The 14,611-nt window shown below is 72.6% G+C and carries 16 protein-coding genes and 2 pseudogenes; 8 read left to right on the top strand and 10 right to left on the bottom strand.

Annotation, left to right across the window (positions count from 1 at the left end; genetic code table 11):
- Positions 1 to 235: 235 nt before the first annotated feature.
- Complete coding sequence (locus tag AWW66_RS27720) at positions 236 to 514, bottom strand: hypothetical protein (protein WP_157528045.1); 279 nt, start codon at positions 512 to 514, stop codon at positions 236 to 238.
- Between the two features lie 167 nt (positions 515 to 681).
- On the opposite strand from AWW66_RS27720, the gene AWW66_RS27710 reads away from it, so the two are divergent.
- Positions 682 to 1,850 (top strand): IS3 family transposase gene (locus AWW66_RS27710; protein WP_157528043.1). Its coding sequence is split into 2 segments (ribosomal slippage): positions 682 to 966 and positions 969 to 1,850, totalling 1,167 coding nucleotides; the frame shifts between segments, so codons are not numbered across the junction.
- Positions 1,851 to 1,859: 9 nt separating this feature from the next.
- Here the strand turns inward: AWW66_RS27710 and AWW66_RS33100 are convergent.
- The 4 genes from AWW66_RS33100 to AWW66_RS33095 are packed head-to-tail and all read right to left on the bottom strand — an operon-like array spanning position 1,860 to position 3,488.
- The gene (locus AWW66_RS33100; protein ID WP_083979052.1) at positions 1,860 to 2,042 is read right to left on the bottom strand and encodes a hypothetical protein; all 183 of its coding nucleotides are present in this window, start codon (positions 2,040 to 2,042) and stop codon (positions 1,860 to 1,862) included.
- Positions 2,039 to 2,725 (bottom strand): DUF2637 domain-containing protein, encoded by a 687-nt coding sequence (locus AWW66_RS27705; RefSeq protein WP_067372293.1) that lies wholly within the window; start codon positions 2,723 to 2,725, stop codon positions 2,039 to 2,041. The genes AWW66_RS33100 and AWW66_RS27705 overlap by 4 nt, the downstream gene beginning before the upstream one ends.
- Positions 2,722 to 2,874: a hypothetical protein gene (locus tag AWW66_RS34035; protein WP_157528040.1), complete on the bottom strand. Its 153-nt coding sequence runs from the start codon at positions 2,872 to 2,874 to the stop codon at positions 2,722 to 2,724. The genes AWW66_RS27705 and AWW66_RS34035 overlap by 4 nt, the downstream gene beginning before the upstream one ends.
- Positions 2,871 to 3,488, bottom strand: a complete 618-nt coding sequence (locus tag AWW66_RS33095) for a helix-turn-helix domain-containing protein (RefSeq protein ID WP_169807187.1) — start codon at positions 3,486 to 3,488, stop codon at positions 2,871 to 2,873. Before AWW66_RS33095 ends, AWW66_RS34035 begins: the two co-directional genes overlap by 4 nt.
- Before the next feature lie 171 nt (positions 3,489 to 3,659).
- On the opposite strand from AWW66_RS33095, the pseudogene AWW66_RS27700 reads away from it, so the two are divergent.
- The 3 genes and pseudogenes from AWW66_RS27700 to AWW66_RS27690 all read left to right on the top strand — a co-directional run.
- Positions 3,660 to 4,088, top strand: a pseudogene (locus AWW66_RS27700) (DNA-3-methyladenine glycosylase); the annotation flags it as partial.
- Positions 4,089 to 4,427: 339 nt separating this feature from the next.
- Positions 4,428 to 5,579 (top strand): LLM class flavin-dependent oxidoreductase, encoded by a 1,152-nt coding sequence (locus tag AWW66_RS27695; protein WP_067372291.1) that lies wholly within the window; start codon positions 4,428 to 4,430, stop codon positions 5,577 to 5,579.
- Positions 5,576 to 6,196: an FMN reductase gene (locus tag AWW66_RS27690; protein ID WP_067372289.1), complete on the top strand. Its 621-nt coding sequence runs from the start codon at positions 5,576 to 5,578 to the stop codon at positions 6,194 to 6,196. The genes AWW66_RS27695 and AWW66_RS27690 overlap by 4 nt, the downstream gene beginning before the upstream one ends.
- A 24-nt stretch (positions 6,197 to 6,220) precedes the next feature.
- Here AWW66_RS27690 and AWW66_RS27685 read toward each other — a convergent pair whose 3' ends face one another.
- Positions 6,221 to 7,102: a universal stress protein gene (locus AWW66_RS27685; RefSeq protein WP_067372287.1), complete on the bottom strand. Its 882-nt coding sequence runs from the start codon at positions 7,100 to 7,102 to the stop codon at positions 6,221 to 6,223.
- 301 nt (positions 7,103 to 7,403) lie between these two features.
- Between AWW66_RS27685 and AWW66_RS27680 the strand changes: the two genes are divergently transcribed.
- The 3 genes and pseudogenes from AWW66_RS27680 to AWW66_RS27670 all read left to right on the top strand — a co-directional run.
- On the top strand, positions 7,404 to 7,883 hold the full coding sequence (locus AWW66_RS27680) for a GNAT family N-acetyltransferase (protein ID WP_067372284.1): 480 nt from the start codon (positions 7,404 to 7,406) through the stop codon (positions 7,881 to 7,883).
- A 46-nt stretch (positions 7,884 to 7,929) separates the two neighbouring features.
- Positions 7,930 to 8,571 (top strand): hypothetical protein, encoded by a 642-nt coding sequence (locus AWW66_RS27675; RefSeq protein WP_067372281.1) that lies wholly within the window; start codon positions 7,930 to 7,932, stop codon positions 8,569 to 8,571.
- A 137-nt stretch (positions 8,572 to 8,708) separates the two neighbouring features.
- Positions 8,709 to 10,046, top strand: a pseudogene (locus AWW66_RS27670) (hemolysin family protein); the annotation flags it as partial.
- A gap of 277 nt (positions 10,047 to 10,323) precedes the next feature.
- On the opposite strand, the gene AWW66_RS27665 reads toward AWW66_RS27670, so the two are convergent.
- From AWW66_RS27665 to AWW66_RS27650, 4 genes are all read right to left on the bottom strand, one after another.
- On the bottom strand, positions 10,324 to 10,653 hold the full coding sequence (locus AWW66_RS27665; protein WP_067372277.1) for a PRC-barrel domain-containing protein: 330 nt from the start codon (positions 10,651 to 10,653) through the stop codon (positions 10,324 to 10,326).
- Positions 10,640 to 11,020: a hypothetical protein gene (locus AWW66_RS27660; protein WP_067372274.1), complete on the bottom strand. Its 381-nt coding sequence runs from the start codon at positions 11,018 to 11,020 to the stop codon at positions 10,640 to 10,642. Before AWW66_RS27660 ends, AWW66_RS27665 begins: the two co-directional genes overlap by 14 nt.
- A gap of 9 nt (positions 11,021 to 11,029) precedes the next feature.
- Positions 11,030 to 12,256 carry an NRAMP family divalent metal transporter gene (locus AWW66_RS27655; protein WP_067372270.1) on the bottom strand — a complete coding sequence of 409 codons (1,227 nt, stop codon included), beginning with the start codon at positions 12,254 to 12,256 and terminating at the stop codon, positions 11,030 to 11,032.
- A gap of 135 nt (positions 12,257 to 12,391) precedes the next feature.
- Positions 12,392 to 12,790, bottom strand: a complete 399-nt coding sequence (locus AWW66_RS27650; protein WP_067372267.1) for a PaaI family thioesterase — start codon at positions 12,788 to 12,790, stop codon at positions 12,392 to 12,394.
- A gap of 78 nt (positions 12,791 to 12,868) precedes the next feature.
- Between AWW66_RS27650 and tyrS the strand changes: the two genes are divergently transcribed.
- Positions 12,869 to 14,155, top strand: a complete 1,287-nt coding sequence (gene tyrS / locus AWW66_RS27645) for a tyrosine--tRNA ligase (RefSeq protein WP_067372305.1) — start codon at positions 12,869 to 12,871, stop codon at positions 14,153 to 14,155.
- Positions 14,156 to 14,611 lie beyond the last annotated feature (456 nt).

The following is a 14,611-nucleotide window of genomic DNA, read 5'->3' as shown; positions in this document are numbered from 1 at the left end:
CCGTGCACATCGCCGCGATCAACGAGTGGCTGTGACCGACTTCGACACAGGCCCTAGCAGCCAAGATCTTGCCACGGTTCCAGAGTCGTTCGGATCGCCGCATCGACCCACTGACCAGGGGAGACGTAGCTGCGGGGCGTGCCGGATCGGGCCACGGTTGCAAGGTCGACCAGCCAGGAACGCAGGGAGGCGGGGTGCCGGATCGCTCCGACAACCCCGCCTTCTCCCCGCCTGGCTACAGGTGGTGGCTGATGCTTCTGATCAACGGGGCGATGCGAGCCCGCATGGTCAGCCGGACCCGAACCGTCCCCGGGTTCAGCCATGACAGAACCTCGATGTTCTCGAAGGCCCCGATGCCCTGGCGCCACTGGCCGATCATGTCACCGGCGACCTTGTCGAGCAGTTCCTCCAGCGGTCCGCCAGCGGCGAAGAGCGTGGACTCGAAGACGCGGACGATCTCCCGGCCCTCCATCTCGGTGGACACCAGGTCGGAACCCAGGACCGCCACCTCCATGCTCGGCAGGTACTCCGGGCGGCGCAAGCTGCCGGTCGGCTGGAAGGACGAGGGCCGGCGTCCTTGATCGCACGAAGCAGGGTGTAGGCGGCGTCCTTGGGGTCTGCTGCACCGGTAGGTGACATCTGAGTTGGCTTGCCTTGCTGGCGGGCTGGAAGGATGTCGCTGTGCCCAAGCCCTACCCCCGTGAGTTCCGCGACGATGTCGTGCGGGTCGCCCGTGACCGGGACCCCGGTGTGACGGTCGAGCAGATCGCGAAGGACTTCGGGGTCCATCCGATGACGTTGTTCACGTGGCTGCGCCAAGCCGACGTCGACGCCGGCGTGAAGCCCGGGACGACCAGCGGTGAGTCGGCCGAGTTGCGGGAGGCCCGCAAGCGGATCAAGCTCCTCGAACAGGAGAACGAGGTCCTGCGCCGGGCCGCTGCCTACCTGTCGCAGGCGAACCTGCCGGGAAAAGGCTCTACCCGCTCGTGAGCGAGTTGGCCGCCGACGGGATCCCCGTGGCGGTGACGTGCCGGGTGTTGAAGATTGCTCGTCAGCCCTACTACCGGTGGCTGGCCCGACCCGTCACGACCACTGAGGTGGTGGCGGCGTATCGGGCCACCGCGCTGTTCGACGCCCACCGCGACGATCCGGAGTTCGGCTACCGGTTCCTGGTCGACGAGGCCCGACAGGCTGGGCAGCCGATGGCCGACCGTACCGGCTGGCGGATCTGCTCCGGTAACGGCTGGTGGAGCGCGTTCGGCAAGCGCAAGCGCCGCGGCAAGGGCGGCAAGGCCGGACCGCCGGTGCACGACGACCTGGTCCAGCGGGACTTCACCGCCGACGGCCCGAACCGGCTGTGGCTGGCCGACATCACCGAACACCACACCGCCGAGGGCAAGCTCTACCTCTGCGCGATCAAGGACGTCTGGTCCCACCGCGTCGTCGGCTACTCCATCGACTCGCGGATGAAGTCCCGCCTGGCCGTCGCCGCACTGGACAACGCCGCCGCCAGACGTGGTGACCTGGCCGGTTGCGTCCTGCACACCGACCGCGGATCCCAATTCCGATCTGGGAGATTCGTCCGAGCCCTGAACCGCCACCGGATGGCCGGGGCGATGGGCCGCGTCGGCGCCGCCGGCGACAACGCCGCCATGGAATCCTTCTTCGGACTCCTGCAGAACAACGTCCTGAACCGGCGGTCATGGGCGACCCGTGAGCAACTCCGGATCGCGATCGTGACCTGGATCGAACGGACCTACCACCGCCGCAGACGCCAGCGTTCGCTGTCGCGGTTGACCCCTGTTGAATTCGAGACCATCATGCACCCACCGGCCAGTCAGGCCGCGTGACTACACCTGTCACCTGACCGTGCAGCAGACCCTCACCTGCCGTTGCCAGCCGGCCAGCCGACCCGGTCCACGGCGCCGGTACGGGTAGCCAGGCTCGCCGCTGAGCGGCCTACCGGAGAGGTACCGATAGGCCACCCGCGACACGGTGTGCTTGCGCTGGAGCTTGCGGAGAGCCCGCTCAAGCTCGGTCATGCCGCCACCCCCGCCAGATCGACCGTACGGCGAGCAGACCGGGAAGGCCGGTACCGCTTCACCGTCGCGACGCTGACCCCGGCAAGCTGCGCGATCCGGGGGTGAGTCGCCTCGGGCTCGGCGAGGTGAGCCGACATGACCCGGTCAGCCGACGTGCCGGCCGGCTTGGTGCTCGGCTTCCTGGTCCGCTCGACCGGCTCGACCTTGGCCGGCTCGACCTGCTCGACGGCAACCGGCTCGGCTACGGGCTCAGGCTCGACGGCAACCGGCTCAGCGATGGTGACCGACTCGACCTGCTCGGCGGGCTCAGGGTGGATCACCTTGCCCCGACGGCTCAGCACCTCGACGGCCAGCAGGAAGGCGACCGGCGGAACGGCGGCAACCGCTCGCGCCGTCCAGGTCGGCTGAGCCGAGGCGATGTTGGCGGCAAGGGTGGCGATGATGCCGAACGTCACGGAGAGCCGTGCGGACAGGCGAGGCTTCCTGTTGCCGTGCTTGTCATCGAGCATCGCCAGCGTGCCGACCAGGATCAGGCCATCGATGGACAGGGGCAGCACCGATGCAACCGAGACATGCTCACCGGCCGACCGGGCGACGGCGTAGATGTGGGAGAACGAGGCGTAGCCGGCGACCAAGGCAACGAGACCCGTGCTCAGGCGAGAGGCAACCGAGGTGACGTTCACGGGCGGATCTCCTTGCGGGCGGCGGTGTCGGCGGCAACCTGCTCGGCGTGCTGGTCGATCAGCAGGCGGGCGATAGCGAACGGCGAGAGCATCGCGACGGGTCCGCCGATGAGGACCAGGAACAGGGCGTAGGCGGCGGTCTCGTTCATCGGCCACCGGCCAGAGCCTCGGAGCGGCACGCGCCGCAACGGCCGGCGGGCATGCCCCGGTGCGTCGGGCACTGCGCGACGTCCCGCTGAATGGGCAGGGCAGCGCCGGTCAGCGCGCGAGGGGTGAAGGTCTTCTTGCCGTTGATCTTTGGAGAGGTCTCTCCCGCGCTTGCGCGGTAGGAGGGTTCTTGATGGTTCAAGGACGGTTTGTACGACGCAGGCGTCACCCCGCTCGGTCGTGTACGTCGTGCCGCTCGGTCGTGTACGTCGCCCCGGTCGACCGGGATGACGTGAGCGTCGCCCCGGTTATCCACAGGCTCGGGAGCCTCGGTCGGTCGACCAGACTGCGGCTCGGCGAACGGGTCGAGCGAGCCGGGAACGGTCCGCCGCCGCTCCATCGCGAGATCCCAGACAACGGGGCGACGGTCAACGGGGATGAAGGCGACGTGTCGCTGATCGCCACGGCGGACGATGCCCAGCCGAACAAGCTCCGTCAGATCCCGCTGCACCGAGCGGACCGACTTCCGGGCGTAGTGGGCGAGCCGTTCCTGAGACGGGAACGCAGCCCGGCCGTTGGCGTGGGCATGGTTGGCCAGACCGATCAACACGGTCATGCACTGAGGGGGTACGTCGGGCGCGTCGTTCAGCACCCAGGAGACAGCTTCTATACTCATGGCGGGTCGGGGACTCCTCCCGATCAAGGCCCCGGGAGTGTTCGCGCACTCGCCGGGGTCACTTCGTTGGAGGACAGGCCCTGCCAAGAGCTACGTGCTCAGTGCCAGTGCTACGGGGTCCACTGGTGCCTGAACGTCGTCTGCGGTGGTGTCGGGGCGGCGGCGGCGGTCCTGCTGCGGGCCGGCGAGGTGGTCGACGGGCGGGACCTCGCCCGCGAGCGGCGGGGTGAGGTGGCCGACCGTGACCTGGCGCGCGGGCCGGCCCGGCTGGTGGTCGCGTTGGGCGTCACCGCCGAGGCGAACGGCACGTCGGTGCTGGACGGCAGCGGTCCGCTCCTGCTGACGCCGCCGTCGCGCCCGGTCCCGCCGGCGGCCGTCTCCGCCGGTCCCCGGGTCGGCGTGGCCGCCGCGCACGAGGTCCCGTGGCGCTTCTGGATCACCGGTGACCCCACGGTCAGCGCGTACCGTCGGCACGTGCCCCGACGCCGGGCGGGCGCGGCGCCGCCGGCCGCCAGCGGTGCGCCGGGCCGCCGGGCCTGATCCGCGACCGGAGCGGGGGCGGACCAGGGGCGTCGCGGTCGCCGGGTGTGACGCCAGGTGGCGGCGCGGGCGGTCTGCCGGTCACCGGATGCCTGGCGACTGTCGGGAAACGGCCGCGCCGACGTGGGTGCCGGGGCAGCATGTCGAGTGTGAGCCGCATACCTGTCAGGAATGTTTGTTCCTGACAGGTGTGCCGGTGCGACCGTGATGCCGCTCGCGGCCCGCAACGCGCACCGTGGCGCCGTGGCACCCCGCCCCGGGGAATTATTTGACTCGTCAAGTATGTTGTGCGCGGCGTCCGGGCAGACCGGCCCGGAGGGTCAAGGCGAGGAGTGGATCATGCAGTTCGGGGTCTTCACCGTCGGCGACGTCACGGTCGACCCGACCAACGGACGGGAGCCGACCGAGCACGAGCGGATCAAGGCGATGGTCACCATCGCGCAGAAGGTCGAGGAGGTCGGGCTCGACGTGTTCGCCACCGGCGAGCACCACAACCGCCCCTTCGTGCCCTCCTCGCCGACCACCATGCTCGGCTGGATCGCGGCCCGCACCGAGCGGCTGCTGCTCTCCACCGCCACCACGCTGATCACCACCAACGACCCGGTGAAGATCGCCGAGGACTACGCGATGCTCCAGCACCTCGCCGACGGCCGGGTGGACCTGATGCTCGGCCGGGGCAACACCGGCCCGGTCTACCCCTGGTTCGGCCAGGACATCCGTAACGGCATCCCGCTCGCCGTGGAGAACTACGCCCTGCTGCACCGGCTGTGGCGGGAGGACGTCGTCGACTGGTCCGGCAAATTCCGTACCCCGTTGCAGTCGTTCACCTCGACGCCCCGCCCGCTGGACGACATCCCGCCGTTCGTCTGGCACGGCTCGATCCGCAGCCCGGAGATCGCCGAGCAGGCCGCCTACTACGGCGACGGCTTCTTCGCCAACCACATCTTCTGGCCGGCCGAGCACACCCGCCGGATGGTCGGACTGTACCGCCAGCGCTTCGCCCACTACGGCCACGGCACCGCCGAGCAGGCGATCGTGGGCCTCGGCGGGCAGGTGTTCATGCGGCGCAACTCGCAGGACGCGGTCCGCGAGTTCCGGCCGTACTTCGACAACGCCCCGGTCTACGGTCACGGCCCGTCGCTGGAGGAGTTCACCAGCCAGACCCCGCTGACCGTGGGCAGCCCGCAACAGGTCATCGACCGTACCCTGGGCTTCCGCGAGTACGTCGGCGACTACCAACGGCAGCTCTTCCTGGTCGACCACGCCGGCCTGCCGCTGAAGACCGTGCTGGAGCAGCTCGACCTGCTCGGCGAGGAAGTGGTCCCGGTCCTGCGGCGGGAGTTCGCCGCCCGGCGTCCGGCGCACGTACCCGAGGCGCCCACCCACGCCTCCCTGCGGGCCGCCCGTGACGCGGCCGGGACGGCGGCGCAGGACCCGGCGCGGGCCGCCGGGGCCGAGCGGGCCGGCGCCGGGGCGGAGGGTGGACGATGAGCGAGCGCACCCTGGTGGTCCTCTCCGCCGGCCTGCGGCAGCCCTCGTCCACCCGGCTGCTCGCCGACCAACTGGCCGCCGCCGTCGCCGACGAGGCGGCCCGGCGGGAGCTGACGCTGCGCCACCGCACCATCGAGGTCCGCGAGCACGCGCACGACGTGGTGAACAACCTGCTCACCGGCTTCCCGTCGGCCGCCCTCGGGCAGGCCGTGGAGCAGGTCACCGCCGCCGACGGACTGATCGCCGTGTCGCCGATCTTCGGCGCGTCGTACAGCGGGATCTTCAAGTCCTTCCTCGACGTGCTCGACCGTGACGCGCTGGCCGGCAAGCCGGTGGTGATCGCCGCCACCGGCGGCACCGCCCGGCACTCGCTGGCCCTGGAGCACGCGCTGCGCCCGCTGTTCAGTCACGTGCGGGCGGTGGTGGTCCCCACCGGGGTCTTCGCCGCCCCCGAGGACTGGTCGGACGGCGGTGCCGACGGGGCTCTGCGGACCCGGATCCGGCGGGCCGCCGCCGAGCTGGCCGAGCAGATCGTCCGGTACCCCGGCCGGACGCCGACCGACCCGTTCGCCCTCACCACCAGCTTCGACGATCTCCTCGCACCGCCCGCGCCGTGACCACCCGGGCGGGGTCGGGGCGGCTCAGGGCGCGGGGTGGTGCGGGCGGGCGACGAGGATCGGGCAGTGCCCGTGCTGGACCAGGGCCTGGCTGACCGAGCCGAGCAGCAGGCCGGTGAACCCGCCCCGCCCCCGGGAGCCCACCACCAGCAGGGTCGCCTCTCCGCTCGCCTGCACCAGGGCCGGAGCCGGCTTCTCGGCCCGTAGGCTGCGCCGCTCGACGGCGAGGTCGGGGTGCTCGGTCCGGACCGTGGCGGCGGCGGTGGCGAGCAGGTCGTCGGAGTCGGCCCGGCCCGCCGCCGCGCTCTCCTCCACCTCGTCCGGCACCGGCCGCTCCCCGTCGCCGGAACGGACGTGGATCAGCAGCAGGCCGGTGTCCCGCCGGGCGGCCTCGTCGGCGGCCAACCGGACGGCGGCCAGCGCGGGATCCGAGCCGTCCAACCCGACGGCCACCGGACCGTCCACCGGGATCGGCTGCTCGGGTGGGCGGACCACCAGCACCGGACAGTGGGCGTGCCCGGCCACCTGCTGGCTGACCGAGCCGAGCAGCAGGCCGGCGAAGCCGCCCAGGCCCCGGCTGCCCACCACCACCAACTCCGCGCGGCGGGACTCCTCGACCAGGGTGGCACCCGGCCCACCGGCCACCTGACGCGCCTGCACGTCCAGGCCGGGCCACCGGCCGGACAGCTCCGTGGCCGTCTGGTCGAGCATCTTCTGCGCCTCGCTGGTCGGCGCCGGCAACCCCAGGTCGTACGGGTTGAGCGGCACGCCGTACCCGAGGGGGTGCAGGTAGCCGTGCACCAGGTGCAGGGGCGCGCAGCGGCGGACGGCGGCCTGCGCCGCCTGCTCGGCGGCGACCAGGCTGGACGGTGACCCGTCCACACCCACCACGACAGGTCGGTTCATCAGCTTCTCCCTGGGTCGTCAGTGGTCATTGTCGACGGCGGCACCGCCGACATTCCGCATTTGCCCGGACACGCCGCCCGGTACGCCTGGCCGCCCGGCCCCGTCGCCCCGGCACGCCGTCCCGCTCCACGATCGCGCCGGGAACCCACCGGCGGGCAGGGGCATCGCGCCCGGCCGACCCGGGACCAACGGCCCTGACGCCGCCGGCCGGCGGTCGACCCGGGACACCGTCGCGGAGCGGGCGGACCGGTGACCCGGGGCCCGGGGCTGCGCCGTCACACCCCGGCCGTATCGTCTGGCCGTGACCGCTGAGCTGCGTCTGCGTCCCGTCCGCGACGAGGACCTCCCGGAGTTCTTCCGGCACCAGTCGGATCCCGAGGCCGTCCGGATGGCGGCGTTCGCCGCCGACGACCCGCAGGACCGCGCCGCCTTCGCCGCCCACTGGCACCGGGTCCGCACCGACCCGGCGATCGTCTCCCGGACGGTGACCGTCGACGGCCGGGTGGTCGGTCACGTCCTGGCCTTCCCGGTCGCCGAGCAGACCGAGGTCAGCTACTGGATCGACCGGGCGGACTGGGGCCGGGGGTACGCCACCCGCGCGCTCGCCGCGCTCCTGCGCGACCTGCCGCAACGACCGGTGCACGCCCGCGCCGCCAAGGACAACGCGGGCTCCCTGGCCGTGCTGCGCAAGTGCGGCTTCGTCATCTGCGGCGAGGACCGGGCGTACGCCCCCGGCCGGGGCACCGAGATCGAGGAGTACGTGCTGGAACTCACCGGCTGAGCCGGTTCCCGGCGCGCGCGGCCGCCCCAGCGGCTACCCTCGCGGCGTGAGCTGGTTGGACGCCGTCGGGTGGGCCGGGTCCGCGCTGCTGGTCTGGTCCCTGCTGCAGGCGCGGATCCTGCGGCTGCGCGCGCTGAACCTGGTCGGCTGCGTGGTGCTGATCGGCTACAACACCGCCCTCGGGGTGTGGCCGATGGTCGGCCTCAACGTCGTGCTCACCGTGATCAACCTGTGGTACCTGCGGGGGATGCTCGCCACCCGGCACGACGAGGCGACGTACGAGGTGGTGGAGGTCGGCGTGGACGACGCCTTCCTCGCCCACACCCTGCGGGTGCACGCCGCCGACATCGCCCGGTTCAACCCCGGCTTCCGGTGGGCGCCGCAGCGGGACGGGCACTCGGCGTTCCTGGTGGTCCGGGCCGACGAGGTGGTCGGGGTGGTGCTGGTGCACGCCGAGCCGGACGGGGTGGCCCAGGTCGACCTGGACTACGTCACCCGGCGGTACCGGGACCTCACCCCGGGCGAGTTCGTCTACCGGCGCAGCAGCCTCTTCACCGACCGGGGCTTCCGCCGGGTGGTGAGCCCGCCCGGCATGGTCGCCCCCTACTACAGCCGGCTCGGGTTCCGCCCCGACGACGACCGGTACGTGCTGGACCTGCCCGCCACCCCGGTGCCCGGCCGTACCTGACCCCGTGACCGGGACCGGTCGACGGGAACAGGATTCACCGGGCCGTCGGCTGGGCACAGACAGGCGTACGCCGGCCGGGATCTCCGCCCGGCGGCGTCGGTCTGTCGACCGGCGCTGGCAACGGTGAGGGAGCCGGCGTGCAGAGCATCTGGACCCAACTGGCCCTGGTCGGGGTCCTGGTCGTCCTCAACGCGATCTTCGCGGGTAGCGAGATCGCCCTGGTCTCGTTACGGGAGAGCCAGATCCAGCGGCTGGAGCGGACCAGCCGGGCCGGGCGGGTCCTGGCCCGCCTCGCCAAGGACCCCAACCGGTTCCTGGCGACCATCCAGATCGGCATCACCCTGGCCGGTTTCCTGGCCTCGGCGGCTGCGGCGGTCTCCCTGGCCCGGCCGCTGGTCCCGCTGCTGGAGGTCCTCGGCGGCGCCGCCGAGCCGGTCGCCATCGTGCTGGTCACCCTGGCGCTGACCTTCGTCACGCTGGTCTTCGGTGAGCTGGCCCCGAAGCGGATCGCCATGCAGATGCCCGAGCGGTGGGCGCTGCTGATCGCCCGCCCGCTGGACCTGCTGTCCACCCTCACCCGGCCGGCGGTCTGGCTGCTCGGCGTCACCACCGACCTGGTGGTCCGCCTGCTCGGCGGGAACCCCGAGCCGCAGCGCGACGAGATCAGCCCGGACGAACTGCGCGACATCGTCGCCGGCAACCACGGCTTCACCAAGGAGCAGCAGACCATCATCGCCGGCGCGGTGGAGATCGCCGACCGCCGGCTGCGAGCCGTGCTGGTACCCCGGTTGCAGGTGTTCTGCCTGGACAGCGGCACCACCGCGGAGGCCGCCCGGCTGGTCCTGGCGACCTCCGGACACTCCCGCGCGCCGGTGGTCCGGCACGGTGGCCTGGACGACACGATCGGGGTGATCCACCTGCGCGACCTGGTCGGGGTGCCGGACGCCCAGCCGATCGACGACCGGGCCCGCCCGCCGATGCTGCTGCCCGACTCCCTGCCGGTGGTCGACGCGCTGCGCCAGTTCAAGGCCGAGCGGCAGCACATCGCGCTGGTGGTGGACGAACGCGGCGCGGTCGAGGGCATCGTCACCCTGGAGGACATCCTGGAGGAGATCGTCGGCGAGATCTACGACGAGACCGACCGGGACGTCAGCGCGGTCCGCACCGAGGACGACGGCACGCTGGTGCTGCCGGGCACCTTCCCGGTGCACGACCTGCCCGACATCGGCGTCGACCTGCCCGGCCGTCCGGAGGGGGACTACACCACGATCGCCGGGCTGGTGCTGGCCTGCCTCGGGCACATCCCCACGGCGACCGGCGAGAGCGTCACCATCGACGGCTGGACGGTGGCGGTCGCCGGCATCGACCACCACGCCATCGTCTCCGTCCGGCTGCGCCGGGAGGCCGCCGACGACCCGGACCGCGCCCCCACCGCCGACAGCCCGCAAGGTGTCGCCACCGGCGACGGCCCGGAGGGCGGGGCCACCCGCGACGGTACGGGTGGGGGCGCCACCGGCGACGGCCCGGAGCGCGGGACAGACGGCGACGGCCCGGAGCGCGCGGCCGTCGGCGGCTCCGCCACCGACGGCGGGCAGCCCGTCGCGGGCAACGCCGGGCGGGACTCCGCCGACCCGGCGGACCGGGCCGCCGGGAACCCGCCGAGGGTGGACGCCGCCCGCCGGTGACGGCACCGGTGGGCCGCCGCCTGCGGGTGCCGGGGCGGGGGTCCACCGGTCACGACCGACCGGGGCGTCAGCCGGGACGGTCGGCCGCTGAGGCGGCGGGTGGGGTCGGCGGCACGCCCGGCAGCGGGGGTACCAGCCGCACCCGGTGCACCGGGAACTGGTGGGTGCTGCGGCTGATCCACCGGGCGGTCGCGCGGATCACCCACGGGCCGGACGGGTGGTGCTCCACCCCGACCAGGCGCCCGGCCACCCGGCCGTACCAGCGGCGGGCCACGATCAGGTCGGTCAGCCGCAGCCGGCCGTCGGCCCGGCCACGCACCACCAGGTCCACCACCCGCCCGAGCCGCCGCCCGTCGAGGTCGTACGCGGTCCGGCCGAGCAGCTCACCCGCTCGCACGGTCGGCTCCCGGAATCCGGTCGATCAGGTGCCGACGGAGGAACTCCTCCGCCGGCGAGGTCGGCAGCCGGTCGAGCCGCACCCGCAGGCGCACGGTGCTGTCCACCCGGGCGACCAGCGGGTACGGGATCCGCAGCGGGCTCGCCGGTCGCCGCCCGGAGAACCGTTCGGCCACCGCGACCAGGAGCCGGCCGGTCCAGCCGCCGATCCGCTGCCCGAGGGCCACCCGCCCGGTGAGCAGCGCGGCCAGGTACGGCACCCCGTCGGCGTCGAGGGCGAACTCGACGTCGTCGACCCGGCCGACGAGCAGCCCGTCGGCGTCCACGATCTGCCGGTCCAGCAACCGGTGGTCGAGCTGCATCCGCATGGCCGGGCCTCACTGTCCCATCCTGGTCACGACCGCCAGCGGGATCGCGGCGACCGACGCGACGACGATGACCACCAGCACGAGCGCGCCGAGCAGGTTCGTCAGCCGACCGTTGACCTGCCCACCCAGGTACGTCCGGTCGTTGGCCACGATCAGGATCGGCAGGTACGTCATCGGCAGCACCACCGCGCTGACGATCAGCATGTACTCGGTGAGCGTGACGGGGTCGACGGTGGTCATCAGCACCAGCACCCCGAGCAGCACACTCAGCAGCAGCACGCTGTGGAACCGGGCGGCCTCGCGGGGGCTGACCCGTTTGCCCCACTGCCAGCCGAAGTACTGCGCCACCGCGTACGCCGCGGAGAGCCCGGTCTCCAGCGCCGCGCCGAAGGTGACCGCGAAGAACGCCAGGACCGCCACCACCAGCCCGGCCGCCCCGAACGCGAGCACCACCGGCCGGGCCACCTCGTCGAGCGTGGTCAGCGACGCGCCGGTCGGGTGGTAGACCACCGCGGCGGTGGCGATCAGCGACAGGGCGAGGAAGCCGCCGATCGGGAAGCCGACCAGCACGCTGGTCCGGGCGTCGGCGAGGTCCGTCGCGGTCCACCGCTCCTCGACCCCGCCGGAGGAGAAGAAGAACACCTCGTACGGGCTCACCGTCGAGGCGAACAGCGCCACCGCGATGAACCAGTACACCCCCCACCCGCTGGCGGACGGTCCGGGCGTCAGCGCGTCGCGGGCCAGCGTGCCCCAGTCGGTGGGCAGCCGGGTCAACGCCACGGCGAAGACCACCAGCGTCAGCCCGGCCAGGCCGAAGACCCGCTCCATCAGTTGGAACCGCATCCGCCACAGCACCAGCCACACGGCGACCGCCGCGACCGGCACCCAGAGCAGGTACGGCAGTCCGGAGGCCAGGTGCAGCACCAGCGCCACCCCGCCGAGTTCGGCGGCCAGGGTGAGGACCGTGACCAGGTACGACGCCACCAGGTTGAGCAGCGCCACCCGGGGTCCGAGCCGCTCCCGGACCAGGTCGAAGACCGCCCGGCCGCTCACCGCCGCGATCCGGCCGGCCATCTCGGCGTACAGGCAGATGGCGACCACGCCGACCAGCAGCACCCAGGCGTGACCCAGGCCGAACCGGGCCCCGGCCTGGCTCGCCGCCACCAGGTCACCGATGTCGACGAAGCCGCCGACCGCCGAGAGGATGCCGAGGGTGGCGGCGAGGAGCTTTCTCACCTCGGAGGCGGGTCGGGCCGGGTCACCTCCGCGACGATATCGGGGCGTACCCCCTCTTCACCCTCGAAAGCGGGCATCCGGCCCGATCGGCGCGCCCGCCGGGCCGGGCCGGCCGGGGGCCGTCGGCGGGGCGGGTCAGGCCGGGCTGAGGTTCTGCAACCGGACCTGCCCCCGGGCGACCAGCCGCTGCTCGGCGTCGACGATCTCCACCTGCCACAACTGCTGGCTGCGTCCCCGGTGCACCGGGGTGCCGACCGCCACCAGCTCACCGTCGCGGACCGCGCGCAGGAAGTCGGTCTGGTTGGACACGCCCACCACCCGGCCCCGGTCCCCGAGCCAGAGGGAGCCGCCGACGCTGCCCACGGTCTCCACGACCGCGCAGTACACGCCCCCGTGCTGGATGCCGTACGGCTGGTGCAGCTCCGGGCGGACCTGCCAGCGGATCACCACCCGGTCGGCGCTGGCCTCGTCGAAGGTGAGTCCCAACAGCCCGACGAGGCCGCCGGTCAGCTCCGGCGTGTGCTCTGAGGTCATGGCCCGGCAGCCTAGCGGCACCCGGTCGCGGCGAACCCGTTACGGGCCACCCCCGGCGATGGGGGAGAATCGGTGACCGTGACCGACAGCAACCTTCCGCCGTCCGGGCGGGACTCCCTGACCGATGACCTGCGGTGGCGGGGCCTGATCCAGGACTCCACCGACCCCGACGAGCTGCGCGCCCTGCTCGACGGCGGGAGCGCCACCTACTACGTCGGCTTCGACCCGACCGCGGCCAGCCTGCACGTCGGCCACCTCATGCAGGTCGCCACGGCCCGCCGGCTCCAGCTCGCCGGGCACCGTCCCCTGCTGCTGGTCGGCGGGGCCACCGGGCAGATCGGCGACCCGAAGGAGAGCGCCGAGCGGTCCCTGAACCCGCCCGAGGTGGTCGCCGGCTGGGTGGCTCGCATCCGCGACCAGCTCGCGCCCTTCGTGTCGTACGAGGGGACGAACGCGGCCCAGCTGGTCAACAACCTGGACTGGACCGCGGAGCTGTCCGTGGTCGACTTCCTCCGGGACGTCGGCAAGCACTTCCCGGTCAACAAGATGCTGGCCCGGGAGGTGGTCCGGGCCCGGCTGGAGAGCGGCATCAGCTTCACCGAGTTCAGCTACCAGCTCCTGCAGGCCAACGACTTCTTCGAGCTGCACCGCCGGCACGGCTGCCAGCTCCAGTTCGGCGGCAGCGACCAGTGGGGCAACATCACCGCCGGCGTGGACTACGTGCGGCGCCGGGGCGCCGGCCCGGTGCAGGCCTTCGTCACGCCGTTGGTGACCAAGGCGGACGGCACCAAGTTCGGCAAGACCGAGGGCGGCGCGGTCTGGCTCGACCCGGAGCTGACCAGCCCGTACGCCTTCTACCAGTTCTGGCTCAACGCCGACGACCGGGACGTCACCCGGTACCTGCGCTACTTCAGCTTCCGCTCGCGCGACGAGATCGAGCAGCTCGAGAAGGAGACGGCGGAACGGCCGGCGGCCCGCCTCGCGCAGCGTGCCCTGGCCGAGGAGCTGACGACCCTGGTGCACGGCGAGCGGGAGATGGCGCAGGCCGTCGCCGCCAGCCAGGCGCTGTTCGGTCGGGGGTCCCTGGACGACCTGACCCCGGAGACGCTGCGGGCGGCGCTCACCGAGGCCGGCCTGGTCCACCTCGACGACCTGCCCGACGTGGCCGGCCTGCTCAAGGAGTCCGGCCTGGTGCCGAGCATGAAGGAGGCCCGGCGGGTGATCTCCGAGGGCGGCGCGTACGTCAACAACGACCGGGTCACCGAGGTCGACGCGACGGTGGCTCCCGAGCGCCTGCTGCACGGCCGGTACCTGGTCCTGCGCCGGGGCAAGAAGTCGTTCGCCGGGGTGGAGCTGCGGAAATGAGCAGGTCGGCGGCGGTGTGACGCGGGACGCCCCCGGCGGATTTGACGATCAATCCGCCGGGGGCGTAACTTTCTCTCTGCCAGCGCGGAACGGACGAAGCAGGGCGAAAGTCCTGAAAGGCCAGAGCGCGGTGACCACCATCCGGATCGGGCGGCCAGCCGCCAGGACCGGAACGGGCGGTGTCCCCAGGTCGACCACAGGGCCGATTTGGCGGGGCGAAACCGACCGGGTAGAGTGGTCCGTCGGTAGGGAAACGGGCGAGCTGCGGGAGACCGCGCGGCCGGCCTACCACCACCACGGTACGGAGCCCGATGCGAATCGGTCTGATCGTGGTGCCCGGAAATGGGCCGAAGCGTGACAGACCAGGAAACACCGGTTTGACACGGCGGAAACCACCGGGTAACGTAGTAAAAGTGCCCGGCGCGAGAGCGGCGGGGACGCGGACGAAATGCCCCG

The sequence above is a fragment of the Micromonospora rosaria genome (genome assembly GCF_001567585.1).
GTDB lineage: Bacteria > Actinomycetota > Actinomycetes > Mycobacteriales > Micromonosporaceae > Micromonospora > Micromonospora rosaria.
The sequence above is the reverse complement of the archived record's forward strand: the minus strand, read 5'-3'. Positions and strand labels throughout refer to the sequence as shown.

Excerpts from the sequence above, each read along its gene's own strand:
- AWW66_RS27685 (WP_067372287.1), bottom strand. The coding sequence starts at position 7,102 with ATGAACCGACCTGTCGTGGTGGGTGTGGACGGGTCACCGTCCAGCCTG.
- AWW66_RS33095 (WP_169807187.1), bottom strand. The coding sequence starts at position 3,488 with ATGACCGTGTTGATCGGTCTGGCCAACCATGCCCACGCCAACGGCCGG.
- AWW66_RS27650 (WP_067372267.1), bottom strand. The coding sequence starts at position 12,790 with ATGACCTCAGAGCACACGCCGGAGCTGACCGGCGGCCTCGTCGGGCTG.
- AWW66_RS27720 (WP_157528045.1), bottom strand. The coding sequence starts at position 514 with ATGGAGGTGGCGGTCCTGGGTTCCGACCTGGTGTCCACCGAGATGGAG.
- AWW66_RS33100 (WP_083979052.1), bottom strand. The coding sequence starts at position 2,042 with ATGACCGAGCTTGAGCGGGCTCTCCGCAAGCTCCAGCGCAAGCACACC.
- AWW66_RS27695 (WP_067372291.1), top strand. The coding sequence starts at position 4,428 with ATGCAGTTCGGGGTCTTCACCGTCGGCGACGTCACGGTCGACCCGACC.
- AWW66_RS34035 (WP_157528040.1), bottom strand. The coding sequence starts at position 2,874 with ATGAACGAGACCGCCGCCTACGCCCTGTTCCTGGTCCTCATCGGCGGA.
- AWW66_RS27660 (WP_067372274.1), bottom strand. The coding sequence starts at position 11,020 with ATGCGGATGCAGCTCGACCACCGGTTGCTGGACCGGCAGATCGTGGAC.
- AWW66_RS27690 (WP_067372289.1), top strand. The coding sequence starts at position 5,576 with ATGAGCGAGCGCACCCTGGTGGTCCTCTCCGCCGGCCTGCGGCAGCCC.